23 protein-coding genes and 2 tRNA genes are annotated in these 26,182 nt (G+C 60.5%); 16 read left to right on the plus strand and 9 right to left on the minus strand.

Annotated features, from left to right (window positions below):
• Window positions 1-156: 156 nt before the first annotated feature.
• Genes BKX98_RS07415 through BKX98_RS07425 form a run of 3 tightly spaced genes read right to left on the minus strand, consistent with a single transcriptional unit; the run spans window position 157 to window position 5,379 of the window.
• Window positions 157-2,505, minus strand: a complete 2,349-nt coding sequence (locus BKX98_RS07415; RefSeq protein WP_073706724.1) for a GNAT family N-acetyltransferase — start codon at window positions 2,503-2,505, stop codon at window positions 157-159.
• A gap of 10 nt (window positions 2,506-2,515) precedes the next feature.
• Window positions 2,516-3,862 carry a lysine N(6)-hydroxylase/L-ornithine N(5)-oxygenase family protein gene (locus BKX98_RS07420; protein WP_073706725.1) on the minus strand — a complete coding sequence of 449 codons (1,347 nt, stop codon included), beginning with the start codon at window positions 3,860-3,862 and terminating at the stop codon, window positions 2,516-2,518.
• The gene (locus BKX98_RS07425) at window positions 3,859-5,379 is read right to left on the minus strand and encodes an aspartate aminotransferase family protein (RefSeq protein ID WP_233125305.1); all 1,521 of its coding nucleotides are present in this window, start codon (window positions 5,377-5,379) and stop codon (window positions 3,859-3,861) included. Before BKX98_RS07425 ends, BKX98_RS07420 begins: the two co-directional genes overlap by 4 nt.
• A gap of 325 nt (window positions 5,380-5,704) precedes the next feature.
• Here BKX98_RS07425 and BKX98_RS07430 point away from each other — a divergent pair, with 325 nt between their 5' ends.
• From BKX98_RS07430 to BKX98_RS07460, 7 genes are all read left to right on the plus strand, one after another.
• Window positions 5,705-6,958: an MFS transporter gene (locus tag BKX98_RS07430; RefSeq protein WP_073706726.1), complete on the plus strand. Its 1,254-nt coding sequence runs from the start codon at window positions 5,705-5,707 to the stop codon at window positions 6,956-6,958.
• Between the two features lie 42 nt (window positions 6,959-7,000).
• Window positions 7,001-8,074: a glycosyltransferase family 1 protein gene (locus tag BKX98_RS07435; RefSeq protein ID WP_073706727.1), complete on the plus strand. Its 1,074-nt coding sequence runs from the start codon at window positions 7,001-7,003 to the stop codon at window positions 8,072-8,074.
• A 139-nt stretch (window positions 8,075-8,213) separates the two neighbouring features.
• A tRNA-Asn gene (locus tag BKX98_RS07440) sits at window positions 8,214-8,289 on the plus strand.
• A gap of 272 nt (window positions 8,290-8,561) precedes the next feature.
• Entirely contained in the window at window positions 8,562-9,407 is an 846-nt protein-coding gene (locus tag BKX98_RS07445; protein ID WP_052253506.1) for a phage holin family protein, read from the plus strand.
• Window positions 9,408-9,493: 86 nt separating this feature from the next.
• Window positions 9,494-10,405, plus strand: coding sequence for a DMT family transporter (locus BKX98_RS07450; protein ID WP_066139382.1), 912 nt, complete (start codon window positions 9,494-9,496; stop codon window positions 10,403-10,405).
• Window positions 10,406-10,459: 54 nt separating this feature from the next.
• Window positions 10,460-11,647: a glycosyltransferase gene (locus BKX98_RS07455; RefSeq protein ID WP_073706728.1), complete on the plus strand. Its 1,188-nt coding sequence runs from the start codon at window positions 10,460-10,462 to the stop codon at window positions 11,645-11,647.
• 99 nt (window positions 11,648-11,746) lie between these two features.
• Window positions 11,747-11,823: transfer RNA gene (locus tag BKX98_RS07460), tRNA-Ile, on the plus strand.
• Between the two features lie 165 nt (window positions 11,824-11,988).
• Here BKX98_RS07460 and BKX98_RS07465 read toward each other — a convergent pair.
• Window positions 11,989-12,522 carry a M23 family metallopeptidase gene (locus BKX98_RS07465; protein WP_073706729.1) on the minus strand — a complete coding sequence of 178 codons (534 nt, stop codon included), beginning with the start codon at window positions 12,520-12,522 and terminating at the stop codon, window positions 11,989-11,991.
• Between the two features lie 396 nt (window positions 12,523-12,918).
• Between BKX98_RS07465 and rpsB the strand changes: the two genes are divergently transcribed.
• The 6 genes from rpsB to BKX98_RS07495 all read left to right on the plus strand — a co-directional run bounded on the left by rpsB (window position 12,919) and on the right by BKX98_RS07495 (window position 18,565).
• Entirely contained in the window at window positions 12,919-13,743 is an 825-nt protein-coding gene (rpsB, locus tag BKX98_RS07470; RefSeq protein WP_038989721.1) for a 30S ribosomal protein S2, read from the plus strand.
• A 145-nt stretch (window positions 13,744-13,888) separates the two neighbouring features.
• Complete coding sequence (gene tsf, locus BKX98_RS07475) at window positions 13,889-14,725, plus strand: translation elongation factor Ts (RefSeq protein WP_038990119.1); 837 nt, start codon at window positions 13,889-13,891, stop codon at window positions 14,723-14,725.
• 203 nt (window positions 14,726-14,928) lie between these two features.
• The gene (gene pyrH, locus BKX98_RS07480; protein ID WP_038989720.1) at window positions 14,929-15,651 is read left to right on the plus strand and encodes a UMP kinase; all 723 of its coding nucleotides are present in this window, start codon (window positions 14,929-14,931) and stop codon (window positions 15,649-15,651) included.
• 78 nt (window positions 15,652-15,729) lie between these two features.
• On the plus strand, window positions 15,730-16,287 hold the full coding sequence (gene frr, locus BKX98_RS07485; RefSeq protein ID WP_038989719.1) for a ribosome recycling factor: 558 nt from the start codon (window positions 15,730-15,732) through the stop codon (window positions 16,285-16,287).
• The gene (locus BKX98_RS07490) at window positions 16,287-17,831 is read left to right on the plus strand and encodes a phosphatidate cytidylyltransferase (RefSeq protein WP_233125306.1); all 1,545 of its coding nucleotides are present in this window, start codon (window positions 16,287-16,289) and stop codon (window positions 17,829-17,831) included. Before frr ends, BKX98_RS07490 begins: the two co-directional genes overlap by 1 nt.
• A gap of 161 nt (window positions 17,832-17,992) precedes the next feature.
• A complete protein-coding gene (locus tag BKX98_RS07495) occupies window positions 17,993-18,565 on the plus strand; it encodes a DivIVA domain-containing protein (RefSeq protein ID WP_038989718.1) in 573 nt (190 codons plus the stop codon).
• A 103-nt stretch (window positions 18,566-18,668) separates the two neighbouring features.
• Here the strand turns inward: BKX98_RS07495 and BKX98_RS07500 are convergent, their stop codons facing one another.
• Window positions 18,669-19,172, minus strand: a complete 504-nt coding sequence (locus tag BKX98_RS07500; RefSeq protein ID WP_073706730.1) for a MarR family winged helix-turn-helix transcriptional regulator — start codon at window positions 19,170-19,172, stop codon at window positions 18,669-18,671.
• Window positions 19,173-19,211: 39 nt separating this feature from the next.
• Here BKX98_RS07500 and BKX98_RS07505 point away from each other — a divergent pair, with 39 nt between their 5' ends.
• Window positions 19,212-20,162, plus strand: coding sequence for a DMT family transporter (locus BKX98_RS07505; RefSeq protein ID WP_073706731.1), 951 nt, complete (start codon window positions 19,212-19,214; stop codon window positions 20,160-20,162).
• Here the strand turns inward: BKX98_RS07505 and BKX98_RS07510 are convergent.
• From BKX98_RS07510 to BKX98_RS07525, 4 genes are read right to left on the minus strand one after another with little or no spacing between them, the layout of a single operon-like run.
• Window positions 20,159-21,634: a cation acetate symporter gene (locus tag BKX98_RS07510; protein ID WP_369826770.1), complete on the minus strand. Its 1,476-nt coding sequence runs from the start codon at window positions 21,632-21,634 to the stop codon at window positions 20,159-20,161. The two genes, BKX98_RS07505 and BKX98_RS07510, sit on opposite strands and share 4 nt — an antisense overlap.
• Window positions 21,627-22,034 carry a hypothetical protein gene (locus tag BKX98_RS07515; RefSeq protein ID WP_052253504.1) on the minus strand — a complete coding sequence of 136 codons (408 nt, stop codon included), beginning with the start codon at window positions 22,032-22,034 and terminating at the stop codon, window positions 21,627-21,629. The genes BKX98_RS07510 and BKX98_RS07515 overlap by 8 nt, the downstream gene beginning before the upstream one ends.
• 17 nt (window positions 22,035-22,051) lie before the next feature.
• Entirely contained in the window at window positions 22,052-22,768 is a 717-nt protein-coding gene (locus BKX98_RS07520) for a LytTR family DNA-binding domain-containing protein (RefSeq protein ID WP_038989713.1), read from the minus strand.
• 29 nt (window positions 22,769-22,797) lie between these two features.
• Complete coding sequence (locus BKX98_RS07525) at window positions 22,798-23,979, minus strand: sensor histidine kinase (protein ID WP_073706732.1); 1,182 nt, start codon at window positions 23,977-23,979, stop codon at window positions 22,798-22,800.
• Window positions 23,980-24,176: 197 nt separating this feature from the next.
• Between BKX98_RS07525 and BKX98_RS07530 the strand changes: the two genes are divergently transcribed.
• Entirely contained in the window at window positions 24,177-24,521 is a 345-nt protein-coding gene (locus BKX98_RS07530) for a DUF485 domain-containing protein (protein WP_038989711.1), read from the plus strand.
• Complete coding sequence (locus BKX98_RS07535; RefSeq protein ID WP_052253503.1) at window positions 24,522-26,147, plus strand: cation acetate symporter; 1,626 nt, start codon at window positions 24,522-24,524, stop codon at window positions 26,145-26,147.
• Window positions 26,148-26,182: the final 35 nt, after the last annotated feature.

Raw genomic sequence — 26,182 nt, forward strand, 5'->3', positions numbered from 1 at the left:
AGCAATTGATTGAAGCGTCAAGTAATTTTCCAAAGGAAATTTCACCAATAGCCACCGTACTGCTTCTGGAATTGTGGATTGGGGCGTTGACTAGGCCAATGAACGGCAGTGCCGCCGCACCCGATCTGGGCACGACGGCACTGGGGAAAGTAAAGGTCAGGACACCGGGGCGGCCACGGCGGCCAACGGGTTCTCCAGATCCCCTGCGTAGAGCAGTCCTCCGGACTGGTCGGCCAAGTCGAGCATCTGCTGGTTATTGCGCAACTGCAAGCGGTTCAGGCAGGAGAGCGGGAAACTCTGTGCAAAGAGCCCCAGCTCGTCGAAGCGGCCAGCGAACTGCGGGTGCTGCCCACGGTACTCAAGCAGCCGATCCACCACGGTCTTCCAGAATCCAGCTTCGGACAGCAGGCCTTCGGCATCCAGCAGCGGGGCGAGGAAGCGGAAGAATGAATCGAAGACATCGGTGAAGACCGACAAGACCGGGTCCCCTCCGGTACGCACCCGGCGGATCTCCTCCGGCAACTCCACCCGATCCGACAGCACCGCAATCTCTTCGCCCAAATCCTTGAGCAGCACCTTCTTCACGACACCGTTTTCCAGCACCATGATTACGTTCTCGCCATGCGGCATGAACACCAGGTCATAGGCTGCCAGGCAATGCACCAGCGGAATCAGGTAGGCATCCAGATAGCGGCTCAGCCACTCGGCCGGAGCCAGTCCGCTGCGGCGGACGAGGGCGCCGGCAAAGGATCGGCCGGATGCATCGACGTGCAGCAAGCTGGCCATCGTGGCCAACTTCTCTTCCGGGCCGAGCAAGCTGATCGGGGACTCGCGCCACAGCGCGGCAAGCATCTTGCGCTGCGGATCGCTCTTGGCCGTGGCCGCTTCGAACTGCGGGTTGCGGTAGCCGACGGCCGCGATTTCCCGCAGCAGGGCGACCGGCTGGGTCGAGAGCACCGGATCCTTTGCAAACAGCTCGCCCAGCCACTGGTTGATGGCCGGAGTCACCTTCATGTACTCGGCACTCAAGCCGCGCATGAAGCCCATGTTCAAGATCGACATTGCCGTCTTGACGTAGTGGCGGTGCGGGGTGGACAGGTTGAAGAAGGTGCGGATCGACTGCTGCGCCTGGTATTCGTCGGCGCTGCTGCCGAGCCAGATCAATTGCTTGCGGGCAATGTCGTTGGCGAACGTGATCGACAGGCGGTTCTCCCACTGCCAGGGATGTACCGGAATGAACAGGTAGTCTTCGGATGCATAGCCGGTACCGAACAGGGCGGCCTCCAAAGCCTCGTCCAGTCGCTGGCGTTCGGCTGGATCCAGCTCGCTAGCCAGCAGGCCTTCGTAATCCAGCGAATCGATGGCATCGAACTGCGCCCTGGACTTGTGGGCCGCCGCCCAGCCAAGGTGCAGCGCGGCCCCGGTTTCGGGGGCGTACTTCAAGTAGTCGGTGCGTCCGATGCCCATGCGTCCATTGTTGGCAACGAAGCACGGGTGCCCCTCGGTCATCGAGGATTCGATGAGCTGGAATGATTGTGCGGCGCTGCCATTGAATTCGGCCAGCTGCGCTGAATCATGGGTTGCATGGACCTGCTTGTAGCAGTGGCTGCTCAACGTGGAGGAGAGCTCCTCCAGATAGGTGGGAAGCTGCGCTGGGGAGAGCGTGAGTTCCTCGGCGAAGAGCGTGATGAATTCGATGGCATCCGCGTCTGCCGCCAGCCAGCTGCCGGCAACGTAAACGTGGTGTTCCACAGACTGCGGTGAAACCATCCAGTGGTTCAGCTGGTAGCGCTGGGCGCTGAAGCTGTAGCGGTGCGCGTCCTTCTGGACTGAATATCGGTTCTCTCCATGCTCGGCAGGTTCCAGCAGGCGCTCATGCGAAAATTCGCCCAAGGCCTTGGCCAGAACATGGCGATTGGCGATATCCCAACGCACGGGGGAGAGGAACGAGGATTCCAAGCGGCGGCCGGTTGCGCTCTCGAAATCCTGGCGGGTGCAAATGGACAGCAGAGCCTGCTTGATCGAGCCGTCTGCCTCGGAAAGCTCCACTGGCCGTACCGGCCGGAAGCCGACGCGGGCATTCAGCGCATGGATGGCTTTGTTGCGCACGTCTGGCTCCACGATGATTCGTTCAGTTCCAGGCAGGGCGAACGCCTGGACCATGGCTGCGGCCAGCGCCTCCAGCGTGAACCCGGGCTGGGGGTTCGCTGCCTCCGGCGCCAGGAAATGCAATCCGCGATCGCCACGTACATAGTTGTACGCGTCGGCCAGTGGGGATGCGGCTGGGTCGTAGAGCTCGACCAGGAATTTCTCGTCGCCCGAAGCGTCGATGCCGAGGAGCACTTCGTATCCGGGGGTAGAGAGCAAGGTGCGGTATTCCGCTTCGATCTCCTTTTCGGTCGCATTGGGCATGCCCCAGAACGAGGCGTGTTCGGTGGCAATCCACGAATGAAGCAGCGCCGAATCGTCGGGCAGTGAAACGGGGCGGAAGGTGTAGCTGGTCATCGGTAAATCCTTAGGCTCGTGCGCTGGCATTGGAGGAAGTGGGCAGGCCGCTGAGTTCAGCGGCGCCGAATCGCTGGAAGGCGATCCGTTGCTCTACCGGGTAGACCTCGCGTCCAGCCAAGCGGTTGATGATGACCGAATTGCGGTAGGCGCCCATGCCGAGGTCCGGGGCGGTGAAGCCGTGGGTGTGCAATTCGGCGTTCTGCACGAAGATGTCCTGATCCAGCCCGATGGAATACTCGCGGTCGACATTGAATCGGCCGTCGGGGAGGTAGTCGATACGCTGGCTGATGCCTTCCAGGAAGTCCGGCGCGCTGGCACGGTAGCCGGTTGCCATGACCAGGTTGTCGGCAAGGAACTCCAAGTCTTCTCCGGTGCGTTCATGGTGCAGGCGGACGGCCAGGTAATCCGGGTCGGCGTCGATGCTCGTGGCAGCGCAACCGGTGCGCAGGTGCACATTCGGGGCTCCATTGACGCTTCGCTGGTAGAGCTCTTCATGGATTTCGTTGATCAGATCCGCATTGATGCCCTTGTAGAGCCCCTTTTGCTCAGCTGAAAGCACATCCCGCTGGTCCATGGGCAGGGAGTGGAAGTGGTCGATGTACTCCGGAGACGTCATTTCCAAGGTGAGCTTGGTGTATTCCAGCGGGAAATAGCGTTCCGAACGGGTTGCCCACACCAGATGGTCCTCGGCTGGCAAGCTGCGCAGCAGATCCAGGAAGACTTCTGCGGCACTCTGGCCGCTGCCCAGCACAGCTGTTACCTGCGGAGATGAACCTGGTGCCCGGGGCGAAAGGATCCGTTCGCGGTGGAACGCGTAGTCGCTGGAGTGCAGCACCTTGCCGCTGGCTTGCGCTTCCGGTGTGATGACAGGCGGCAGATAAGGCTGGGTTCCGGTGCCGAGCACCAATTTGTCTGCGGTGAAGCGGGTCAGTCCCGCGGCGGTGAGCACCGACAGCTGGTAGGTCCCATCGCGGTAGTCGGCTTCGAGCACCCGGTGCCCGAAACGAACGCTGCGGATATTTTCCGCCGCCCATGCCAGATAGTTGGAATACTCCTCGCGCAAGGCATAGAAGTCTTCGCGGATGTAGAACGGGTAAAGCCGCTGTTTTTCCTTGAGGTAGTTCAAGAATGAATGCTTGCTGGTCGGGTCCGCCATGGTCACCAGGTCCGCCATGAAGGGAACCTGGAGGTGGGTTCCGGGAAGCATCATCCCGGGGTGCCAGATGAACTCCTCTCCGGCTTCGAGCACGGCGACATCCAGATCGGCCAAGCCGTCGGTCAAGGCCGCAAAGCCCAGGTTGAAGGGGCCAGCTCCAATGGCGATGGCATCAAAGTGTTCGGCAGGTTGAATCATTTCTTCTCTCCAAGGGTGCGTTCGGCCAGGATGCCGGAACCAATGCGGCAGATGGCGTCGAGGATCTCGCTGATATCGGCCAGGGTCGTATTCGGATTCAGCAGCGTGAGTTTCAGCAGCCGCTTGCCCTTGACGGTGGTGGCGGCGATCATTGCCTCGCCGCTGGAATAGAGGCGCTGGCGGATCTGGTTGGCCAGTGCATTGTGCTCTGCCAGGTCCAAAGGGTGCTGCGGATCTTCAAAGGAGAAGACCAGCGTGCTCAGCTGCACATCGGCTGCCATATGCAACTGGGCGCGCATGGCCACTTCCTGCTGCGCGTCCTCGGCCAACGCAATGACCTGGTCGAACATGTCGCCCAGGCGTTGAGCCCCCAAGGAGCGCAAGGTGACCCACAGCTTCAGCGCATCGAAGCGCCGAGTGGTCTGCAACGACTTCGCCACCTGGTTAGGGGTGGCGTCGGCCTCCGCACGCGGGTTCAGATACTCGGCATAGTGTGCGATGGATTCCATGGAAGCCGCAGAGCGGACCACCAAGGCGCTTGAACCGATGGGCTGGAAGAACGATTTGTGGTAGTCGACGGTGACCGAGTCGGCTTGTTCAATTCCATCCAGCCGGTGGCGGTGGGAACTGGAGACGAGCAGACCGCAACCGTACGCGGCGTCGACGTGGAACCAAGCACCGATTTCCGTGGCGATGGCACGCAACTGGGGCAGCGGATCGATGGCCCCGAAGTCGGTATTCCCGCTGGTGGCGGAGATGGCCATGGGCACCAGGCCGGCGGCGCGATCTGCGTCAAGTTGCACGCGCAAGGCCTGTACATCCATGCGGTGCTGGGCGTCGGTAGGGATGGCCACGGCTGCGTCGTAGCCCAGGCCCAGGAGCATCGAGGCGTTTTGAATCGAGAAATGCGCGTCCTCCGAGCAGTAGATCCGCAGGTTGGCCAGCCGTTCAGGCAAAGTTCCGCGCAGCTTCGCGGTCGCGGTGTTCCGCGCGATCAGCATGGCTTGGAGGTTGGATTGCGTTCCGCCAGAGGTGAAGATTCCATCGGCCTGCCCGGCCTCGAAGCCGATCAGTTCGGCGGTGAACTCGATGAGCTTGCGTTCGATCAGTGTGGCTCCGGCGCTCTGGTCGAAAGTGTCCATCGAGGTGTTGATGCTCGTGACGAAGTTTTCGGCGGCGACTGCAGGGATCACGACGGGGCAGTTCAAGTGCGCAGCATACTTCGGGTCGTGGAAGTAGACCGCGTCGTTGAAGTACAACTCGTTCAACTCGGTGAACGAGTCCTGGGTCGAACCCAAGGGGCGATGCAGATCGACCAGGTCGATGCGTGCTTTCAGCTGCTGCGGGGTCGGTCCGGTTGTCGGCGCGTTGACCGATGCCAATCGGTTGGCCACACGTGAGATGGCATCACGTGATTCGTTTTCGTAGACGTGGACGGTGTTTGCGCAGAGCAACGCATCGTCGTAGATCGGCAGCGGCAGATCAGGTATTTGCAGGGTAGGCAGTGAGGCACCCAAGAGCATGCTCCTCAGATAGAGACAATCAATAGTTGGTCAGGCTCACCTAACAAGAATCTATTAACAACACACTTCAATTAGTTAATGCAAGCCGAGTAATTCGATGGATTCTCCCAGGGAAAAATTTCTCAATTTTCGCATCAATGGCACGTGGTTGTGGTAAGTTGCCCTCTGACCTGTATGTTGATGTTTCAATAATTAGCTCTTTCAATAGCGAAGCGGAGTAATCGACTCGACTTGTAGCGTTCAAGAAGTATCACTAATCGTTTGATTGTGTTTTCAGCGCAAGTATGTATGATCAAACAGTTGGAACAAGGGAGGGCAGGTGACTACGGTAAGCACACGGAAAGCCGAGCGATCCCAGCGTCTGCTCCTCGGGGCGAATGCCACTGACGCGGCAGGACGCTCGCTATCGGATATCACGATTGACCTGTTGTTCGTTGGCGCCCTCGGGGCAACCGCCATGCAAATGGGCATGCTCAATGCGCTTGGTTCCCTGGCCTTCGTGCTCGCAAGCATTCCCGCGGGCCATATGGTCGACAAGTATTCCGCGTTCCGTGTGCTGCGCATCGGTCTCGGGGCCAAGCTGTTCCTGCTGGGGTGCTTGGCGGTGCTGTCATCCGCAGACGCGCTATCGATCCCGATGGGAATGCTACTGTGCGCATTGCTTGGCATCTGCAACGTCTTTTCCGAAACGTCGCAAACCACTGCCGTCCCGCAACTCATCGAAGATGATCCCGAGAACCGATCAGCGGGCATTAGCAAGCCGATCGCCTCGCTGAGCGCGGCGGACCAATCCATGACAGTGGTTGTCCCGGCCCTTGCGGGAACCGGCTTCGCGCTGTGGGGAGCGCCGCCGCTGCTGAGCATCTCGGCGGCACTGGGCCTGCTGGCCTTGCTGATGGCGCTGCGTGTGCATTCCCATCGCCCATCGCAAGGCCCTGGTGGCACGCTCAAGCCGTCGGCCGAACAGGGCGGCATGCTCGCCGGCCTCAGATATCTTCTCCGGCATCGGCTGCTCTTGGCGATCACGGTTGCCGTGATGTTCTCCAACTTGGGGTTGGCCATCGGCTCGTCGGTGGAGGCGATCTTCATCATCAACGAGCTCGGCTTTGGCGAATTCGGGTACGGCATCTTCGTCTCGATTGGCGGCATCGGCGGGCTGATCGGCGCAGCAGTCGCAGGAAAGCTGGCTGGGAAGTTTCCGCCGGCAACGCTATTGGTCTACACCGGTTCACTGCAGGCGGCATTGACTGGCTGCGTACTGGCCGCAGCCTACGCACCGGAACTGTGGTCCATGGTGCTGCTGGGCACGTTCTCGTTGGGCTGGGGAATCATCGTGCTGCTCTTCAACATTGCAGCCTCCTCATGGGTCGTGCAGATCGTTCCCGAGCACCTGCTGGGACGAGTCCTCAGTGCACGACGGCTATTCACCTTTGGAGTGGTTCCCGTCGGCGGTTTGGCTGGCGGCGCAGTGGCCAGCGCATGGGGGATTGCCGCCGGACTGCTTGGCTGGGTTGTTGCCGCGGCCCTCTCGGTTATCAGCTATCTGGCGATGCGCGGCCCGGCAACCCGTTAGGCTGGACAGCGTAAGCACCACGAACTAAAGGCAACTGCGCACGTGAAACTCGTTATCGACGCTCGATACACCCGCATCACCCACCACGACGGCATCAGCCGGTACACCGCTGGGTTGATCGAAGCCGCCAGCAAAGTTGCCGACGTCACGATGCTGGTCAACGACACCAGGCAACTGGGTATGCTTCCAGATGTCCCGTATTTGAAGATTTCCGGACCCACCAGTGTGTTCGAACCGTTCGTGGCCTTGCAGGTCAATAAGCTCAACCCTGATGTCGTGTTTTCGCCCATGCAAACCATGGGGACCGTGGGGCGAAAATATCCCGTGATCCTGACCCTGCATGATTTGATCTACTACTCGCATCCGCACGCGCCGAAATTCCTGCCCCTGCCGATCCGTGCCGGGTGGTTCCTGTTCCACCAGGTCTACTGGCCGCAAAGAATGCTGCTGAATCGTGCCGACGCGGTAGCTACCGTCTCCAACACCACCGCCAAGCTGATGCGCAAGCATCGATTGACCAAGAAGCATATTGGCTTGGTGTCCAACGCACCGACGGGAAACTTTGCACGCCGGGACCAGGCGAAGCGGCCAAGGAAGACCCTGATCTATATGGGCTCTTTCATGGAATACAAGAATGCCGAGACGCTCATCCGAGGTATGGCGCATCTGCCCGACTATGAGCTGCATCTGCTCAGCGGGATCAGCGAACAGCGTCATGCCGAATTAACCAAGCTCATTCCTTCAGGTGCCACTGTGGTATTCCACCGGGGAGTCAGCGATGAGGAATACGAACGGTTGCTCAGCGAGTGCACGGCTTTGGTCACCCTTTCGCGCGAAGAAGGCTACGGCCTGCCACTGGTTGAAGCCATGAGCATGGGAACTCCGGTGATTGCCACCGACATGCCGATCTTCCGGGAAGTCGCAGAAGACGCCGCGCTGTATGCGTCGGCAGATGATGCGCAGGGTTTCGCGGACCAAGTACGCATCCTGGATGAGCCCGGAGCCTGGAAAGAATATTCGCAACGGGCTGTGGAACGAGCCGCCCACTACTCATGGGAGCAGTCGGCGCAGCAGCTGCTGGAGTTAGCCAGGTATGCGGCAGATCACAGAAAGTAATTTGCTTTGCAGTGGCGGTTGAGCACCTTGTCGCACGCGAATATTGGCGGAAAATCGGGGAAGGGAACGTGTGCTCCGCATGAGGAGCTGCCGATTTGAAAACCGGACTTGGCCAGTGCTAAAGTATTACTCGTTGCATTCCTCCATAGCTCAATTGGCAGAGCATTCGACTGTTAATCGAAGGGTTACTGGTTCAAGTCCAGTTGGAGGAGCCAAGAAAACCTCCCAGTTGCACCAGCAACTGGGAGGTTTTGCTTTACCCGAAAACAGTGGTGCCGGTGCGCAAAATTGAAGTGAAAACCCGGCAACGCCTGAATCTCCTATAACCACAGGTGATTAGACGATAGACTTTCGAATCGTTACCAGTTACACCCACAGCATGAGATAAAGCAGTGGGTTTTACGCCTGAAGACTGAGTCGTATGCGGCAACCGGGGTGTTAGCGTTTGTTGTACCGGTTGCTGAGCGATCGAGAATATGGAGAAACCATGTCTGAAGCTGAATCGACGCAAGCTGACGAAAGCCTTAAGTCGAGTGTCAAGAGTGCTAAGGCGCAGGTTGATGGACTCAAGGAGCTTGTTCCACAACAGCTCTCGGACGAGATCAAGCTTGCGACCACCGTGCTCAAGGGCAAGGGAATCAGCATTGGCATGGCCGCGGCGCTTGCAGGCGCCGCACTGCTCGTAGTGCTGCTCTTCGTCATTGCCGTAGTAGTAACCCTGGTCAACGTGTTGGCTCTTTGGCTGCCAGGTTGGGCTGCCGCATTGATCGTTGCAGGTTTCTTCTTGCTGATTGCCGCCATCTTGGGATTGGTCGGATATTCAAAGGTCAAGAAGGCACTGCCGCTGAAGCCGGAAGCAGCTATTCGCGGACTCCGCCACGATTTTGGCGTGCTCAAGGATGGCAGCGCCTTCGATGTCAGCACTCTTGACGAGCCGCTGAAGAAGAAGTCGGCTGAGGATGATGAGTCCGCAGACAAGAAGAAGGAACCGAAGCCGCCGGCACCGAGCGCCGATGAGCTGGTCCTTCGCACCAAGCGTCGCCGCCGCCAGATCCAGGCACTGCGTGACAACCTGGGCGAAAGCGTGCAGGCTCCGCTGGCCAAGATCGACAAGGTGCGTTCCTTCACCCACGGTGCTGGAGAAAAGTTTGCCGGGGCAGCGGCCAAGGCCAAGGGATTTGTCCGCCCTTCCTCGTCTTCGTCTTCCGAAGACCAATCGGAGGCTGACAGAGCCGGCTCGCACCGCGCTGAACAGGCACGTCCATATATCGTGATGGCAGGTTCCGGGCTGGCACTGGTTGCTGTTATCCGGGCACTGTTCAAGCGCTCCTAGGTCTTTCGCCGACGGAGCCGTGCATCGGCCTTAATACGCGTGCACCTGCCCCGTCATTTGAAAACTTAGGCTAGAAAGGCACTGACATGGTTTGGATCGCTATCGCAGCGGCACTATGCAGTGCCTTTTGCCTTGCCTTTGGCGCGCACTTCCAATCGCAGGCAGTACGCAACGCAGTCGGCGGGCTGGATCTGACGCTTAAGAATGTCGGCAAGCTGGCCAGCAATAAACGCTGGATGAGCGGTTTGGGCCTCATGGCCCTGGGCATGGCCTTGAACGTCTTCGCCCTGGCCAGCGCACCGCTGACAGTGGTACAGCCGATCGGCGCCATTGCACTGGTGATCACCGCTATGGTCAATGCCAAGGAAACCGACCTGACGATGAACCGTCCCACCGTACTGGCGATCATCAGCTGCATGGTTGGTTCGGTTGGGTTCGTGCTGCTGGCAGTCACGGCCACCAGCGGCAACCAGGAAGTGACTGAAACCGAAGCCCACCTGATTGAAATGATCCTGGCGGTAGTCGTCGCCATCGTGGGATTGGCCACCATCTTCTTCCACAAGAAGCTTGGCGCGTTCTTCTTCATCCTCGGCGCCGGTGTGCTTTTCGGATTCGTTGCCGTGCTGGTGCGAACCATTGCCATCGCCGTATTGAATATCGGCGACAGCAGCTTTTTCCAGCTGCCGTGGCTGGCTGGACTATCGGTGGCAGTCGCCGGGTTGCTCGGCTCGTACTTTGTGCAAAAGGCCTACTCAAAAGGGCCTCCAGACCTCGTCATCGCAGGGTTGACCGTGATCGATCCGATCATTGGCATTGCCATAGGAATCAGCATCCTCGGAGAGCTGCGTCCCGATGTCCCGGTACTGGTCACCGTGCTGATGCTGGTGGCTGCCGGTTTGGCTATCGTCGGCGTGACCGCGCTGTCCAGGCACCACCCCGACGTGATCGAACGCCGGAACAAGACCGAAGGCGAAAAATCCATGCCTGATTCCAAATAGACTGAAGCTGCAAATTTCTCTATCAAAAACTACAACGCGTGTGAACGCCGAAGGATGCCCGTGGCCAAGGAAAAACCGCTGACCATCGTCATTGCTGCTGACACTTATCCGCCAGACGTTAACGGAGCAGCGATGTTTTGCTACCGGTTGGCTACGGCGATGCATGCGCGAGGCCACCGGGTGCACGTGTTGGCAGCCCGTGGCGACAAGGGAAAGACCTATACGGAAATCCGCGATGAGGCTATTATCCATCGCTTGGAATCGCACTCGGTACCGACCCATGAATACTTCCGCATCGTGTTCCCGTGGGAAGTCAATAAGCAGATCAGCAAGCTGCTCTCGGATATCAAGCCCGACGTGGTCCACGCCCAGAGCCACTACATGATTGGCCAGCGCACCATCGCATGGGCGCGGAAGAACAACGTTCGCTCCATCGCGACGAACCATTTCATGCCGGAAAACCTGGACCCATTCCTGCCGTTCCCGCAATGGTTCAAGCGAATTGTCGCGCACAATTCGTGGAAAGACATGGGGAAGATCTTTGGCCGTGCGGATACCGTCACGACCCCCACTCCGCTGGCCGCCAAGGCCATGCGCGAACGGGCCAAACTGAATCACGTGCTCCCGCTGTCCAATGGCATTGAGATCGGCAACTACGAGCTGGCGGACGGGGAAGAAATCATCCGCAATGAGTTCCCTACGATCTTGTTCGCGGGCCGCCTCGCGGTGGAAAAGAACATCAACGAGCTGATCGAGGCTTTGCCTCTGATGAGCAAGGTGCCTGACGCCATCATCGAGATCGTCGGAGGCGGAGAGCAGCGCGCTCATCTGGAGAAGATCGCAGATGATTTGCAGATCCGAGACCGCGTCCGTTTCCTGGGACACGTCAGTGACGAGCAATTGCGCCAGGCCTACCTGCGTTGCGACGTATTCTGCCAGCCAGGCACCGCCGAGCTGCAGTCATTGGTGACACTTGAGGCGCTTTCGGCATCCAAGCCAGTGGTCCTGGCCAACGCGATGGCGCTGCCGCATCTGGTGGATGAAGGCGTCAATGGCTATATGTTCACGCCGGGTGATCGGCAGGATCTGGCCAACAAGCTGGACCAGGTTCTGGCCTTGGACGAGCAGCGCCGCGCCAAGATGGGTGAAGCTGGGCACGAAAAGGTGAAGAACCACGCGCAGGAAAAGACGATGAACTCCTTCGAAGCCCTCTACCGGGGCCAAGAAGTGAGCACCCACTAGCCGGAATGTCATCATTGGGTGCGCCAAGTCGGTGTTTCGGCTAGTGATGCCCTAGAATATTTCGAGTGTGGTTGCACCGCTTCGGCGATGGACCCATGTGGGGAGTTAGCTCAGTTGGTTAGAGCAGGGGACTCATAATCCCTTGGTCGTCGGTTCAAGTCCGTCACTCCCTACCAAGGCAGATCGTCCAGCAGCTATTGAAAAATGAGTTGCTGGACGATTTTCTTGTTCCCGGTTCCGCTCCAGTGCACAGCCTGATCCCGCTGGATGCACGGGTGTGTGAAGTAGTGCATTGGAGCCGGATGGTGATCCGGCTCGTGCGGCCCTCGAGCGATGCCGCGTTATTCGTTCAACGGCAAGAGAATCGATGGACGCATGTCGCGGATCAGCAATACCGGGTCGATATATTCTCCATCGAGGCGCACACCCCAGTGGATGCAACGGCCAGAGCAATGCGCCCCGGTTGCTGCCTGGCCCACCTTGGTGCCGGCCTCCACCCAGTCGCCCACCGAGACTTCAGCGGAAACCGGTTCGATGCTGGTCTTGAACCCGGAACCGTGATCGATAACCAGCACAGGCCGATCCACGATCACTGAAGCAAACGAGACCCGGCCGCGCTGCGGTGCGAAAACGGCATCACCAGCGCTGGCTGCCAAGTCCACGCCTCGGTGCCCGGGAAGCCAATTTTTCTCCGGTTTGTCGAAGGGCGCCAGAATTGCCGGTTCGCCAGCCAGCGGCCAGCGCCAGCCATTGGTGGCGGCAAGTGCGGCAGGTACCTGGACTTGCTGCGGCTCGGCGTCCGTGGGCGCGGCCGGAGGAAAGCTGAAGGCCAGCAGCAGAACCTGCAATCCTGCGAAGAGATACTTGATTTTCATCTTTCCAAGGTGTCCCCGGAACATGGATCATGGGCAACCGGGGGAACGGATTGTGGGCAAGGCAATGGGCTGCACATCACCGAAACCGCGGTGCGGGGCAAGGGGTTCTCTGTAGTACACTTGAAGCAGCAGTGTCCTGTCACAGGTGTGTCCAAAATTGGGTGCATCGGACAGGAGATTGACTTCGCGTATGAGTATTCACAGCTAAATCGGCTGTGGCCTGAGGTTCCAGTGGTCCGAGAGAATCGGTGGACCGAAGTCGAGATGCCAAGCATCAATCGGTACTCATGCTAGGGCGGATATCCACAATGGCTATCTGCATCAACCCGAACAACCAAGAGCAGTTACCGCGGGCGCACGCGCGCCCGGTCCGCCACTGCTGAAAGGAGTTGCGACATGCCAGTCGTAACCATGCGAGAGCTGCTTGACAGCGGCGTCCACTTCGGCCACCAGACCCGTCGCTGGAACCCAAAGATGAAGCGCTTCATCTTCACCGAGCGCAACGGCATCTACATCATCGACCTGCAGCAGTCGCTGTCGTTCATCGACCGCGCTTACGAGTTCGTGAAGCAGACCGTTGCCCACGGCGGCACCGTACTGTTCGTCGGTACCAAGAAGCAGGCTCAGGAAGCCATTGCCGAGCAGGCTAACCGCGTTGGCCAGCCATACGTCAACCAGCGTTGGCTCGGCGGTATGCTGACCAACTTCCAGACCGTTTCCAAGCGCGTTCAGCGCATGAAGGAACTGGAAGAGATCAACTTCGAGGACGTTGCCGGCTCGGGCCACACCAAGAAGGAACTGCTGCTGCTGAAGCGCGAGCTGACCAAGCTGCAGAACAACCTCGGTGGTATCCGCAACCTGACCCGCACCCCTTCCGCTATCTGGATCGTTGACACCAAGAAGGAACACTTGGCTATCGACGAAGCCCAGAAGCTGGGCATCCCAGTTGTGGCCATCCTGGACACCAACTGCGATCCAGACGAGGTTACCTACCCAATCCCAGGCAACGACGACGCAATCCGCTCCGTCAACCTGCTGACCCGCGTTGTTGCTGACGCTGTGGCCGAAGGCCTCATCGCCAAGAACAACAAGGCTGCCGGCAAGACCGAGGGTGCTGCTGAGCCAATGGCTGAGTGGGAGCGCGAACTGCTTGAGGGCGAGAAGGCCAAGGCCGAAGCTCCAGCTGCAGACGCTGCAACCGAGGCTCCAGAAGCCAAGTAGTCACCTCCGTGACTCCAGAAGTTTGCCTGGGCGCACTAGCGTGTAGCTCGAGGTGAACTTCACCAAGTCTTGTGGGACGGGCCGGAAATCCGACCCGTCCCATAAGCAAAATAAACTTGAAACTCCTAGCTGAATGGGATTGCACGTGGCAAACTACACCGCTGCTGATATCAAGGCACTGCGCGAGCGCACTGGCGCCGGCATGATGGACGTTAAGAAGGCACTGGACGAGGCCAACGGCGACGCCGAGAAGGCCATCGAGATCATCCGTGTCAAGGGCCTGAAGGGCGCTACCAAGCGCGAAGGCCGTTCGACTGCTGAAGGCCTGGTTGCTGCCAAGGTTGAGGGCAACGTCGGCGTGATGATCGAGATCAACTGCGAGACCGACTTCGTAGCGAAGAACGACAAGTTCATCGCACTGGCCAACAAGGTTCTGGATGCCGCTGTGGCTTCCGGCGCTGCAGATGCAGAAGCACTGCTGGCTTACGAGCTGGATGGGAAGACCGTTGGCGACACCGTCATCGAAGAGGGCGCAATCCTCGGCGAGAAGGTTGTCGTACGCCGTGTTGCACGCATCGAGGGTGCCAAGGTTGCTTCGTACCTGCACAAGACCAGCAAGGACCTGCCAGCTCAGGTTGGCGTCCTGATGGCTGTTGACGCTGACAGCGAAGCTGCCGCAACCGTCGCGCACGACGTTGCAGTGCACACCGCTGCAATGGCTCCTACCTACCTGTCCCGCGAAGAGGTTCCAGCTGACAAGGTTGCCGACGAGCGCCGCATCGCTGACGAAACCGCTCGCGCCGAGGGCAAGCCAGAAGCTGCACTCACCAAGATCGTTGAAGGCCGCCTGACCGGCTTCTTCAAGGAGATCGTCCTGGTTGACCAGGCTTTCGCCAAGGACGCAAAGAAGTCCGTTGGCCAGGTCTTCGAAGAAGCTGGCACCAAGCCAGTTGCTTTCGCACGCTTCCGCGTTGGCGCCTAGGCTTTGCAGCTCTAGGCAGTAGCCATACGCATTAAGCGAACCGCGTTCGGGGCAACCTGAGCGCACAAGATCAAAGGGAGGTGGGCACCGAGAGAAAACTCGGTGACTCGCCTCCCTTTTCTTGAGCCCGGATCTCACGATAGCTTGGGATCTGGGACGTAGAACCCCCAGCTTGATTCCGACCTCCAGGAGTAAGACACCTCATGCCAAGCACCCCAGAAACCAAACGACGCCGCGTACTGCTCAAGCTCTCCGGCGAAGTATTCGGCGGCGGCAAGATCGGCGTTGACCCAGATACCGTTCGCGGCATCGCCCAGCAGATCGCCCAGACCGTTGGCGAGGTCGAGGTGGCAATCGTGGTTGGCGGCGGCAATTTCTTCCGTGGCGCGGAACTCTCCGCTTCCGGCATGGACCGCTCGCGCGCGGACTACATGGGCATGCTCGGCACCGTCATGAACTGCCTGGCGTTGCAGGACTTCCTGGAGCAGTGCGGTGTTGAAACCCGCGTCCAGTCGGCCATCGCCATGGCCCAGGTCGCCGAAAACTACATTCCGCGCCGTGCCATCCGCCACATGGAGAAGGACCGCGTCGTCATCTTCGGCGCCGGCGCCGGATTGCCGTACTTCTCCACCGATACCGTGGCCGCGCAGCGTGCCCTGGAAGTCGATGCTGACGAAGTCCTGATGGCCAAGTCGGGGGTGGACGGCGTATACACTGCCGACCCGAAGACCGACCCAACCGCCACCAAGCTGGATACCCTGACCTACAGCGACGCCCTGGTCAAGAACATCCGCGTGATGGACCAGACCGCCATGACCATGTGCAAGGACAACAAGCTGGACATGCTGGTCTTCGGCATGGAAGGCGAAGGAAATGTGGCCGCCGCAATTCGCGGCGAGCGGATTGGCACCACCGTCACCGTCTAATCGGTGATCGTGGCTTAGGATTGAAGTAGATTTAATTTCCCGTAGCGGAAACACAGATGAAGTACTTGAGGAGTACCGGTGATTGAGGAAACGCTGGCGGATACCGCCGAAAAGATGGAACGCACCATTGAGGCCGCCAAGGAGGACTTCGCGACGATCCGTACCGGTCGTGCCCACCCAGGCATGTACTCGAAGGTCATGGTGGACTACTACGGTTCCCCAACCCCGCTGCAGCAGCTGGCTTCCTTCGCAGTGCCTGAAGCACGCACCATCACCATCACCCCATTCGATGTGACCGCTTTGCGCGAAATCGAAAAAGCTCTGGGCGATCCAGAAGTTGGCGCCAACCCATCCTCGGACGGCAAGATGATCCGCGTTGTCCTTCCGGTGCTGACCGAAGAGCGCCGCAAGGAATACGTCAAGCTGGCCAAGGCCAAGGGCGAGGACGCTCGCGTTGCACTGCGCAATCACCGCCGCAAGGCCAAGGATTCCATCGACAAGTTCGTCAAGGACGGCGAAATTGGCGAGGACGAGGGTACCCGTGCAGAAAAGGACCTCGACGCGCTGACCAAGAAGCACGTTGACGCAGTCGATGAGATCTTGAAGAAAAAAGAAGCAGAGCTGCTGGAAGTCTAATGCCAGGCTCGACAGACAACACTGAGGGCAACGCTTCGGCGGTGCCCTCAGTGGCATCCGGAGAATCCCAGCCCCTGACCCGACGTGAAGCTCGCGCGCGGCGCGAGGCCGCCGCCAAGGGGAAGAAACGCGGTTTCATGAAAAACCGCGGGGCAAAGGAAGCTCCAGAACCTGACACTGGAATCCAGGAACCGGTCAAGCCTGCACCTGCCACTGCGGTACCCGCTCCACCGGCCATGCCAACGCCGGTATCAGCAGTGAAACCGGATGCCGGAAAAGATGCCGCATTGCCGACCCCTCAACCAGCTGCGGCTGGCAGCCAGGCAGCCGCGGAATCGACCGGCAAGGCTGATACCGCCAAGGCTGATACCGGGCAAGCGAAAGAGCGCGCCAAAGCCGCTTTCAAGGCCGACCTGTCCAAGCCGGTGAAAGCTGAAGCGCAGGCACCTGCCATGCAGGCAGAACCAGCGAAGCCTGCACAGCCGGCGGCACCCGGAAAGGACAAGACGGTTCCGGACCCCGCGGCCGAAGATGACAACCCGGAGAAGGCAGAAACAGCCACACCGGAAGCCGCATCTGCGGCGCAGAATCCCGCGCCCGCAGACAGCAAGCTGCCTGCTCCGCCGGTATCCGATTCCACTGACCTTGCCGAGACCGGAGAACCCGACGCGGAAGAAGCAGATATCCCTGCCGAGCTGCTGATCGGAACCCCGGAACCGAAGAAGTCGCGTGCAGGGCGCAATCTGCCAGCGGCCATCGGCGTCGGCGTGCTGTTGCTCGGAGTCGTGCTGGTTGGCCTGCTGTGGTTCCACCCGTTGCTGGTCATCGCGCTGATCGCGCTCAGCTGCATTGGCTGCTGGGAGGTGGCCAGGGCTACTACCCATGCCAAGACAGCGGTACCGCAATTGCCGTTGTACCTGTCTTCGATCTTGTTGCCGGCCAGTGCCATCTGGGGCGGGGTAGAGGCACTCGGGTTCAGCTATATTGCCTGCATCCTGATCGCTTTGCTCTTCAGGCTGATGGATGGCGCCAAGGGAGCGGTGGCCTCGGTGATGAGCAGCGTGTTCATCATCAGCTGGGTGCCGCTGCTGCTGTCCTTTGCTCTGCTCATTCTCGATTCGGTCAATGGCCAGTGGCTCATCGCCACGTTGCTGCTGCTTGCGGTCGCCAATGACACCTTCGGCTACATCGTGGGCGTGCTGATCGGCAAGCATCCGATGGCGCCGAAGATTTCGCCGAAGAAGTCATGGGAAGGCTTTGCCGGATCAATGCTCGGTTCCATGGCAATCGGCGCATGCGCAATGCACTTCTGGATGGACATGCCATGGTGGACGGGTGTCATCCTGGCGTTCTTCACCACCATTGCAGCGACTACCGGCGACTTCTCGGAATCCATGGTCAAGCGCGAACTGGGCATCAAGGACATGAGCAACCTGCTTCCGGGCCATGGCGGAATCATGGACCGCTTGGACTCGGTCCTGTTCGTCATTCCGCTGGGTTACGTGATTTCACATGTGCTGGCGTGGAGTGTCGCAGTCTTCTGACCGCGTCCCCGGCCCGCGACGCCAGCGGGTGTGATCCGCTACCGGAATGCACTCGCTGGTGTGGCCATCAGGCCAACTATCGGCACAAGCCAATAGAATATGAGGGGTACCGCCTGAGTGCGGTGCCCAACGGATATCTCCCTAGAGAAAAAGGAACTGTCGTGTCGCAGCAGCAAGATGCTCCGTTTTCCCGCGTACCGGACTCGGAATTCGGCTACAACGCAAAGCAAGTTGATGCGTTCCTGAGCCGTGCCCGTGCCACCTTCAACGGTGGAGGAAACGACGACAGTGTGGTCACCAGTCACCTGATCCGCCGCACCACTTTTGCACCGCAGAAGGGCGGGTACCAGGCCCGCGAAGTCGATGGCGCGCTGGACCGCTTGGAAGATGTCTTTGCCAAGCGCGAGCGTGATGACTTGATTGCCCATCAGGGCGAAGAGGTTTGGCTGCAGCAGGTTGGCCGCCTGGCCGCGATCCTGCGTGGCCGCTTGCACCGTGCCAAGGGCGAGCGTTTCCGCCGTCCCTCGCGTTCCAACGCGTCGAGCTACAACATCGAGGACGTCGATCGCCTGTGCGATCAGCTCATCGACTACTTCGAGAACGACGTGCCGATGGCCGTTGACACCGTGCGCCGCGTGGAATTCCGTTCTGCGCAGGGCACCGATGGCTACGAGGAGTCGCAGGTCGATGCGTTCCTCGACCGTGTAGTCGAGCTGATGGCTTCGATCGACTAGTCGCCGCCACCGGCTCCAAAGCCATGCCGCGGTCGGCAGCGGGAAATTCTCTCCCGTTGCCGTCCGCGGCTTTTTGCATTCATAGAGGGAAGAACCGGACAGCTTAGAGGCCTGGCTGTTCGTGGTGGGCCAACCAGTCGCGCAGCATGTTCTCCAGCACCGGACGGTCGGCGGGGGAGAGCTGTTCCACGAGGCGCTTTTCGTTGCGCATGTGGGCGGCAAAGGCTTCGTCGATTTTCTCTTTGCCGGTGGCAGTCAAGGAGATCAGGCGTCCTCGACGGTCTTCACCGGACTGGGTCCGGGTGACCCAGCCATTGCCTACAAGCTTGTCCAGCCGCTTGGTCATGGCTCCGGTGGTCACCATCGTCTGCAAGGCAAGTTCGCCGGGAGTCAGGGAGAACGGTTCGCCTGCCCGCCGCAAGGTTGCCAGCACATCGAATTCGGCTTCGGTCAGCCCGTGTTCTGCATACACCGCACAGAGCTCTTCAGTGAGGTAATTGGCCAGCCGGTGAAGCCGTCCGATAATTCCCTGCGGAGCGGTGTCGAGATCCGGACGCTGTTCGGCCCACTGCTGCTGGATGCGCGAGACATGGTCATTGTGCTGCATTCCTTTATTATATCTTCCAAGGAAGCTAAAGTATCTTCCATGGAAGATACTTTAGGTTCTGCCGGAATCCGGCTGCGGACATTCGGATGGGTTGCGCTGACCGCGATTGCCCCGATCGCGTGGGGGTCCAACTACTACGTCACCAGGGAATTCCTTCCGGAAGACTCGGCGCTCTGGGGTGCGGCAATCCGCGCGTTGCCCGCAGGCCTGGTGTTGCTGGCGATATCCAGGAAACTGCCGCACGGCAGCTGGTGGTGGAAATCCGCGGTCCTGGGCATCCTGAACATCGGCGCCTTCTTCGCTCTGGTCTACGTGGTGGCGCAACTGCTGCCATCGGGTGTCGCTGCGACGACCATGGCGAGTTCCGCCGGTGTGCTCATGCTGTTCGCCTGGCTCATGCTCGGCGAGCGACCTGCACGCTGGCCGATGATCGGAGCGCTCATGGGATTCATCGGCGTGGCCGTCATGGTCTTCGATGCGCAGGGCGGCATCGATATCCGGGGCATCATCTCGTCCTTGGTCGCGATGCTCTGCTCAAGTGCCGGATTCATCTTGACCAAGCGGTGGTCGCAAGGGCTGCCGATTGTCCGGGCCACGGCCTGGCAGCTGGTGGCCGGAGGGGCAGTCCTGGTGCCCTGCGCGCTGCTCGTGCATGGAGCGCCGCCTCAGCTTGGTATCCAGGCGGCGGCGGGCTTCGGATATGTCAGCCTCGTCGCTACCGCGGCCGCATACCTCGCCTGGTTCACCGGGCTGCGCCAACTGCCAGCATCGTCCGTGGGCCTTATCGGCCTGCTCAATCCAGTCACCGGCGTCCTGCTCGGAACCCTACTGGCAGCCGAAAGCCTTGGGCTTCAAAGCATTTTGGGGATGGCCTTGGTGCTCGGCGGGGTCCTGCTGGGGCTGGCCAACGGCTCCCGGCGCAAACCGCTTCCCGAACCAGAGTTGCCGAGCCGCGACGCGCCTGCCGGGCAAGCGGTGAAGGGCTGCTAGAACTTCGCCCGCCAGTCCGGGACATGGAGCAGGGCCATGACGCGTTCAACGTTGGCTGGCACGCTGCGCTTGGTGCTGCGCGAAACGAAGATCATCACCAGGAAGGCCAGCGGAACGCTCCACGCCGCGGGCTGGCGCAAGAGATGGATCCAGATCTCGTCTTCCTGGGGCAGGAAGGTGCCGATCATCAAGGACAGCCCGCAGGAAATGCCGCCGGCCAGCAGGCCGGCAATCGCACCTCGCGCGGTCAGCGAACGCCACCAGATGCCTAGTAGCAGCAGCGGGCAGATCGTCGATGCAGTGAAAGCGAAGACGTTGCCAATGGCACCGGCCAAGGCCAAGGAATTGGTCACCACCGCAATCAAGACCGGCAGTGCGGTAGCCAGAACGGTAGAGATCCTGAACCCGCGCACGGTGCCGGAAAAGAATTCCTGCGACAGAGCGCCAGCGAGGGATACCACCAACCCGGAGGTGGTGGACAGGAATGCCGCGAAGGCGCCGCCGACCACGATTGCGGTCAGCGCGTCGCCCAGGAATCCTTCGAAAAGGCGTGAGGGCAGCAACAGGATGGTGGCATCTGTTTCATTGGTGGCCCCGAGCTCCGGGGTGTACAGCAAGCCCAGGACACCCAACGTCGTGGGCAACAGGTAGAAGGCCGAGAGCAAGCACAGCACAATCACCGTGGTGGTACGCGCTGCCTGGCCCGTCGGGTTCGTGTAGAAGCGCACCAGCACATGCGGCAAGCCCAGGGTGCCGAAGAGCAGCGCCAAGATGATGGAGACCGTCTCGTAGAGATTCATCGCATTCGCGGACTCCAGCTGCGCGTACAGGGCCTGCGCATGGCCGGAGGACGAATGCTCTGGGATGGCGCGCCCCAGCAAGAAGATCGTGGGGATGACCAGGGCAGCCAGCTTGAACCAGTATTGGAATGCCTGGACGAAGGTCACCGAACGCATCCCGCCGGACAGCACCGTCACGCAGACCACCGCCGCGACAATGACCGGACCTACCCAGCTGGGGAATCCGGTGGCAATGGAGAGGGTCAGGGCTGCTCCGTGCATCTGCGGAACGATATACAGCCAGCAGATCACCACCACCAGATAGGTGGTGAGCTTGCGCAGCATCGGGGAGCCTTCAAAGCGGATCTGCGCAAAGTCCGGAATGGTGTAGGCCCGGGAACGCCGCAGGGGAGCGGCAACGAACAGCAGCAGCATCAAGTAGCCGGCCGTGTAGCCGATGGGGAACCACAACCCCGATTGCCCCGAGAGCACAATCAGCCCGGCAACACCCAGGAACGACGCCGCCGAAAGGTACTCGCCGCCAATCGCCGAGGCATTCCACCACGGGCGCACGGTGCGCGAAGCGACGTAGAAGTCGGACGTAGTGCGGGACAGGCGCAAGCCATGGAAGGCAATCAGCATGGTCGTCAGGCAGACCAGCACCAAGGATGAAACTGACAGCAAGCTAGCCACGGCTGATGCTCCGATACCGTTCTTCATTGCGCTCGGCGGCCCTGTTATAGAGCATTCCAGCCACGATGATCAGCGGATACATCCCGATGCCCAAAACCCACCAAGGCAGCGGCAGGCCGAGCAGGCGGATGTCCTCGAAGACCGGCCAGAAGACGAGCAGCGCGCTGATGCCGACCAGCAGCGCCAGCAGGCCCGCAGCCACGGCGCAGGCCAGCCGCAGCTGGGAACGGATCAGCTGGCGAACATAGAACTCTTCTGCCGTGTGCTCGGGGCGGGCAGGGGAGACTGTCAAGGAGGCGTCTTGCGGAGCCTGCACGCGCACACGTTGCGGACGCTGTTCAGCGAATCGTCCGGGCGTTGGGGGCTCTTGCCGGCTGCTGTCTTGGGGAATCTGTTCCACGGAAGGCCAGCTGCTTCCTACAGCGGGCGGACGCGATTGGCGGCCAGGCGCTCACGCAGGTAGGGCAATGCGCGACGGGAAATGGGAAGCTCGGTGCTGTTGACCACCACGGCGGCCTTGCCAGTTTGCAGGCGCACGGTCTCGATCTTGTCCATGCACACCAGATAGGAACGGTGGATCCGAACGAAGCCGGACTCGCCCCACTGCTGCTCCAGATCGTTGAGCGGAACCCGGATGAGGTAGCTCGAATCCTTGGTGTGCAGGCGTGCATAGTCGCCCTGCGCCTGGACATAGGCGATGTCCGAGCGGGGAATCAGCTTGGTGATGCCGCCCTGGTCCACCGTGATCATTTCCGGCTTGGCAGGGGTATCTTCCACCAGTTCGCAGATGCGGCGCACGGATTCGGCCAGGCGCTGCGGGCGAATGGGCTTGAGCACGTAGTCGATGGCGGCCAATTCGAAGGCCTGCAGTGCCTGGTCCTCATCGGCAGTGACAAAGACGATGAGCGGGGGATTGGCGAAGCGGGAAATGACGCGGGCGATATCCAGGCCTGACAACGCAGGCATGTGGATATCCAGGAACAGCGCGTCGACCGCATTTTCCTCCAGCGCCTTCAGCGCCGCGGCACCCGAGGTGGCGCGGTGAATTTTCCCGATGCGGGAATCCTGGCTGAGCAGAAAAGCGATCTCTTCTACCGCTGGAAGTTCATCATCGGCAACCACCACGTTAATCATGCGAAAATTCTACCGTTTATCGGGATTATCTAAACATCGGACGCAATGGCGCTGGGTGGACGGAACTTCGGGACGCGCAAGGTGATCAGTGTTCCTGCCCCCGGCGCGGTCTCGATGACCAGACCATTTGAATTGCCGTAGAGCTGGCGCATGCGCAGGTCCACGTTGCGCAGGCCCACATGCATATTCGGGGTGTCGCCGGCCAGCACGCTGGCCAGCTGCTCGGGATCCATGCCCATGCCATCATCTTCCACGCTGATTAGCGCGTGCATTCCGTCCTCGGTGGCGGTAATGGAGATGACTCCGCCATCTGGACGTGCTTCCAGGCCATGGCGCACGGCATTCTCAACCAGCGGCTGCAGGGCCAGGAACGGAATCTGCGTGGGCAGCACCTCGGGGGCGATCTGCAGGGAGACCTTGATGCGCTCGCCGAAGCGGGCCTTTTCCAGCAGCAGGTAGCGGTCGATGGCTTCCAGCTCTTCGGCCAGGGTGGTGAATTCGCCGCGGCGGCGGAAGGAGTAGCGGGTGAAGTCCGCGAATTCGATGACCAGCTCGCGGGCGCGGGCAGGATCCGTGTTGATGAACGAGGCGATCGCATTCAGCGAGTTGTAGATGAAGTGCGGGGAGATCTGGGCGCGCAAGGCCCGCATCTGCGCTTCGAGCAGCATGGCCTTGGACTCATCCAGCTGCGCGGTGGAGACTTGCGCCGAAACGAAGACTGCCACCTCGGAGACGGCCCGCACAAAGCTGGCGCCTGCCCTGCGCGACAGGGCCGTCACGGTCCCGACACTCAGATCTCCTACGGTAATGGGTGCTGAAACGAAGTCCATGCCGGAAGAGCGCTCTACCTGGGTCTTGCCGGTCGCCAGCGCGCTTTTCGAAACGTTGGCTGCTGTCTCTTCATGCTCCGCAGTGAAATCGGCACCGGCATCGGTGGCCAGCACGTGGGTGGTGTCGGAGATCAGCAGCACCTGGCAGTTCAGCAGCCGGCGCAGCGCCTTGGCGCTTTTCGCCGCTCCGTCCTCGGTCAGGCCGCGTTCCAAATGGGGGACCGCAACCGACATGTGGTGCAGCGTCTTGTAGGTGGCTTCTTCGACGTCGGTGCCCATTTCCCGGGTGGAGCGGGAGATCTTGAAACCGAAGTAGCCGACAAGGGCGATTCCGACCAGCACGATGGCGACGATCAGGGTGACTTGCAGTGCTGGAGACATGTACCCCATCTTAGGGCCCCGCGAAATCCGTTGACCGTTCAGCGCGCCAAGGTGCGCCGTTGGGCGCAGAAAGCAGTCCGTTGAGCCACGAGCGGCACAGGCCCCCTAGTCGCCAAAGGATTAATCCCCAATAGTGAACTTAGTCACACAAGCGATGTGCGCTCAGTCACATCACCAACTCGCTCAAGGAGGGCATCATGAGTGCCAACCCGGAACACGACGTCTCTGCCGGCGTTGATTTCGTCAAGGAGAGCCAATCCGAGGAATTCCAGGAACTGCGCAAGACCCACCGCAGCTTCGTCTTCCCGATGGCCATCTTCTTCCTCGTCTGGTATTTCGCCTATGTGCTGCTGGCCGACTACTTCCATGACTTCATGTCCATCAAGGTCCTCGGCAATATCAACATGGGTATTGTTCTCGGGTTGCTGCAGTTCGTGTCGACGTTCGCGATCACCGCTGCCTACGTCAGCTTCTCGAATAAGAAGCTCGACCCGAAGGCAACCAAGATCCGTGAGCGCCTTGAGCGCGAGGGAGTGAACTAAATGAACCAGCTCAGCATCCTGGCCCAGGCCGCAGGCGAGTCGACCCAGGTCGGCAACCCCCTGGTCAATATCGCCATCTTCCTGGCCTTCGTGGGCGTCACCTTGGTGATCGTGCTCCGTGCCTCCAAGAACAACAAGACCGCAGCCGACTACTACGCCGGCGGCCGCTCCTTCAGCGGAACGCAAAACGGCACCGCCATTGCCGGCGACTACCTCTCGGCGGCATCCTTCCTGGGCATTGTCGGCGCTATCGCCATCCAGGGCTACGACGGCTTCCTCTACTCGATCGGCTTCCTGGTCGCCTGGCTGGTTGCCTTGCTGCTGGTCGCAGAGCTGCTGCGCAACACCGGCAAGTTCACCATGGCCGACGTGCTGTCCTTCCGCCTCAAGCAGCGCCCGGTGCGCATCGCTGCGGCGATCTCCACCCTCGCGGTGTGCGTCTTCTACCTGCTGGCGCAGATGGCTGGCGCAGGTGCGCTGGTCTCCCTGCTGCTGGGCATCGACGAGAAGTTCGGCCAGTCTCTGGTGATCGTCATCGTTGGCGCACTGATGATCCTCTACGTGCTGGTAGGCGGCATGAAAGGCACGACCTGGGTGCAGATCATCAAGGCCTGCCTGCTGATTGCCGGCGCGCTGATCATGACCGTGTGGACGCTGGCCCTGTTCGGCTTCAACTTCTCCGAACTGCTGGGCAAGGCAGCTGAAGTGGCCGGCAACCCGGAGATCCTGAACCCGGGCATGAAGTACGGCGTTTCGGAAACCTCCAAGCTGGACTTCATCTCGCTGGCACTGGCCCTGGTGCTGGGCACCGCAGGCCTGCCGCACGTGCTGATGCGCTTCTACACCGTTCCTACCGCCAAGGAAGCCCGCAAGTCGGTGGTCTGGGCCATCTGGCTGATCGGCGCCTTCTACCTGTTCACCCTGGTGCTGGGCTTCGGCGCCGGCGCGCTGATCGGCCCGGAGCGGATCCAGGCGGCTCCCGGCGGCGTGAACTCGGCGGCACCGCTGCTGGCCTACGAACTGGGCGGCACCGTCCTGCTGGGCCTGATCTCCGCGGTGGCCTTCGCAACCATCCTCGCGGTGGTTGCCGGCCTGACCATCACCGCAGCCGCTTCCTTCGCCCACGATGTGTACGCCTCGGTGATCGCCAAGGGCAAGTCCACCCCGGAGAAGGAAATGAAGGTGGCTCGCCGCACGGTTCTGGTGATCGGCGTCTTCGCCATCGCCGGCGGCATCGGCGCCCAGGGCCAGAATGTGGCCTTCCTGGTGGCACTGGCCTTCGCGGTGGCAGCCTCGGCAAACCTGCCGACCATCCTGTACTCGCTGTTCTGGAAGGGCTTCAAGACCCGCGGTGCAGTCTGGTCCATGTACGGCGGCCTCGGCTCGGCCCTGCTCCTGATCATCATCTCGCCGGTCTTCTCCGGTTCGGAAACCTCGATGATCCCGAGCATCGACATGGCGATCTTCCCGCTGGCCAACCCGGGCATCGTCTCGATTCCATTGGCCTTCTTCCTGGGCTGGCTGGGCTCGGTCACCGATAAGGGTGTCGAGGACATCACCAAGCAGGCGGAAATGGAAGTCCGTTCGCTGACCGGTGTCGGTGCTGAAAAGGCTGTCGACCACTAGCCGGGAAACCGGCAAAGCGCAAAAGCAGAGTTCCG

It is taken from the genome of Glutamicibacter sp. 0426, from assembly GCF_001906485.1.
In the GTDB taxonomy this organism is placed as follows: Bacteria; Actinomycetota; Actinomycetes; order Actinomycetales; family Micrococcaceae; genus Glutamicibacter; species Glutamicibacter nicotianae.

What these genes read in the sequence shown, in the direction of transcription:
- BKX98_RS07415 (WP_073706724.1), bottom strand. Translation starts at nt 2,505, where the DNA reads ATGACCAGCTACACCTTCCGCCCCGTTTCACTGCCCGACGATTCGGCG.
- BKX98_RS07420 (WP_073706725.1), bottom strand. Translation starts at nt 3,862, where the DNA reads ATGATTCAACCTGCCGAACACTTTGATGCCATCGCCATTGGAGCTGGC.
- BKX98_RS07445 (WP_052253506.1), top strand. Translation starts at nt 8,562, where the DNA reads ATGTCTGAAGCTGAATCGACGCAAGCTGACGAAAGCCTTAAGTCGAGT.
- BKX98_RS07450 (WP_066139382.1), top strand. Translation starts at nt 9,494, where the DNA reads ATGGTTTGGATCGCTATCGCAGCGGCACTATGCAGTGCCTTTTGCCTT.
- BKX98_RS07455 (WP_073706728.1), top strand. Translation starts at nt 10,460, where the DNA reads ATGCCCGTGGCCAAGGAAAAACCGCTGACCATCGTCATTGCTGCTGAC.
- BKX98_RS07465 (WP_073706729.1), bottom strand. Translation starts at nt 12,522, where the DNA reads ATGAAAATCAAGTATCTCTTCGCAGGATTGCAGGTTCTGCTGCTGGCC.
- rpsB (WP_038989721.1), top strand. Translation starts at nt 12,919, where the DNA reads ATGCCAGTCGTAACCATGCGAGAGCTGCTTGACAGCGGCGTCCACTTC.
- pyrH (WP_038989720.1), top strand. Translation starts at nt 14,929, where the DNA reads ATGCCAAGCACCCCAGAAACCAAACGACGCCGCGTACTGCTCAAGCTC.
- BKX98_RS07490 (WP_233125306.1), top strand. Translation starts at nt 16,287, where the DNA reads ATGCCAGGCTCGACAGACAACACTGAGGGCAACGCTTCGGCGGTGCCC.
- BKX98_RS07500 (WP_073706730.1), bottom strand. Translation starts at nt 19,172, where the DNA reads ATGCAGCACAATGACCATGTCTCGCGCATCCAGCAGCAGTGGGCCGAA.
- BKX98_RS07505 (WP_073706731.1), top strand. Translation starts at nt 19,212, where the DNA reads ATGGAAGATACTTTAGGTTCTGCCGGAATCCGGCTGCGGACATTCGGA.
- BKX98_RS07520 (WP_038989713.1), bottom strand. Translation starts at nt 22,768, where the DNA reads ATGATTAACGTGGTGGTTGCCGATGATGAACTTCCAGCGGTAGAAGAG.
- BKX98_RS07525 (WP_073706732.1), bottom strand. Translation starts at nt 23,979, where the DNA reads ATGTCTCCAGCACTGCAAGTCACCCTGATCGTCGCCATCGTGCTGGTC.
- BKX98_RS07530 (WP_038989711.1), top strand. Translation starts at nt 24,177, where the DNA reads ATGAGTGCCAACCCGGAACACGACGTCTCTGCCGGCGTTGATTTCGTC.
- BKX98_RS07535 (WP_052253503.1), top strand. Translation starts at nt 24,522, where the DNA reads ATGAACCAGCTCAGCATCCTGGCCCAGGCCGCAGGCGAGTCGACCCAG.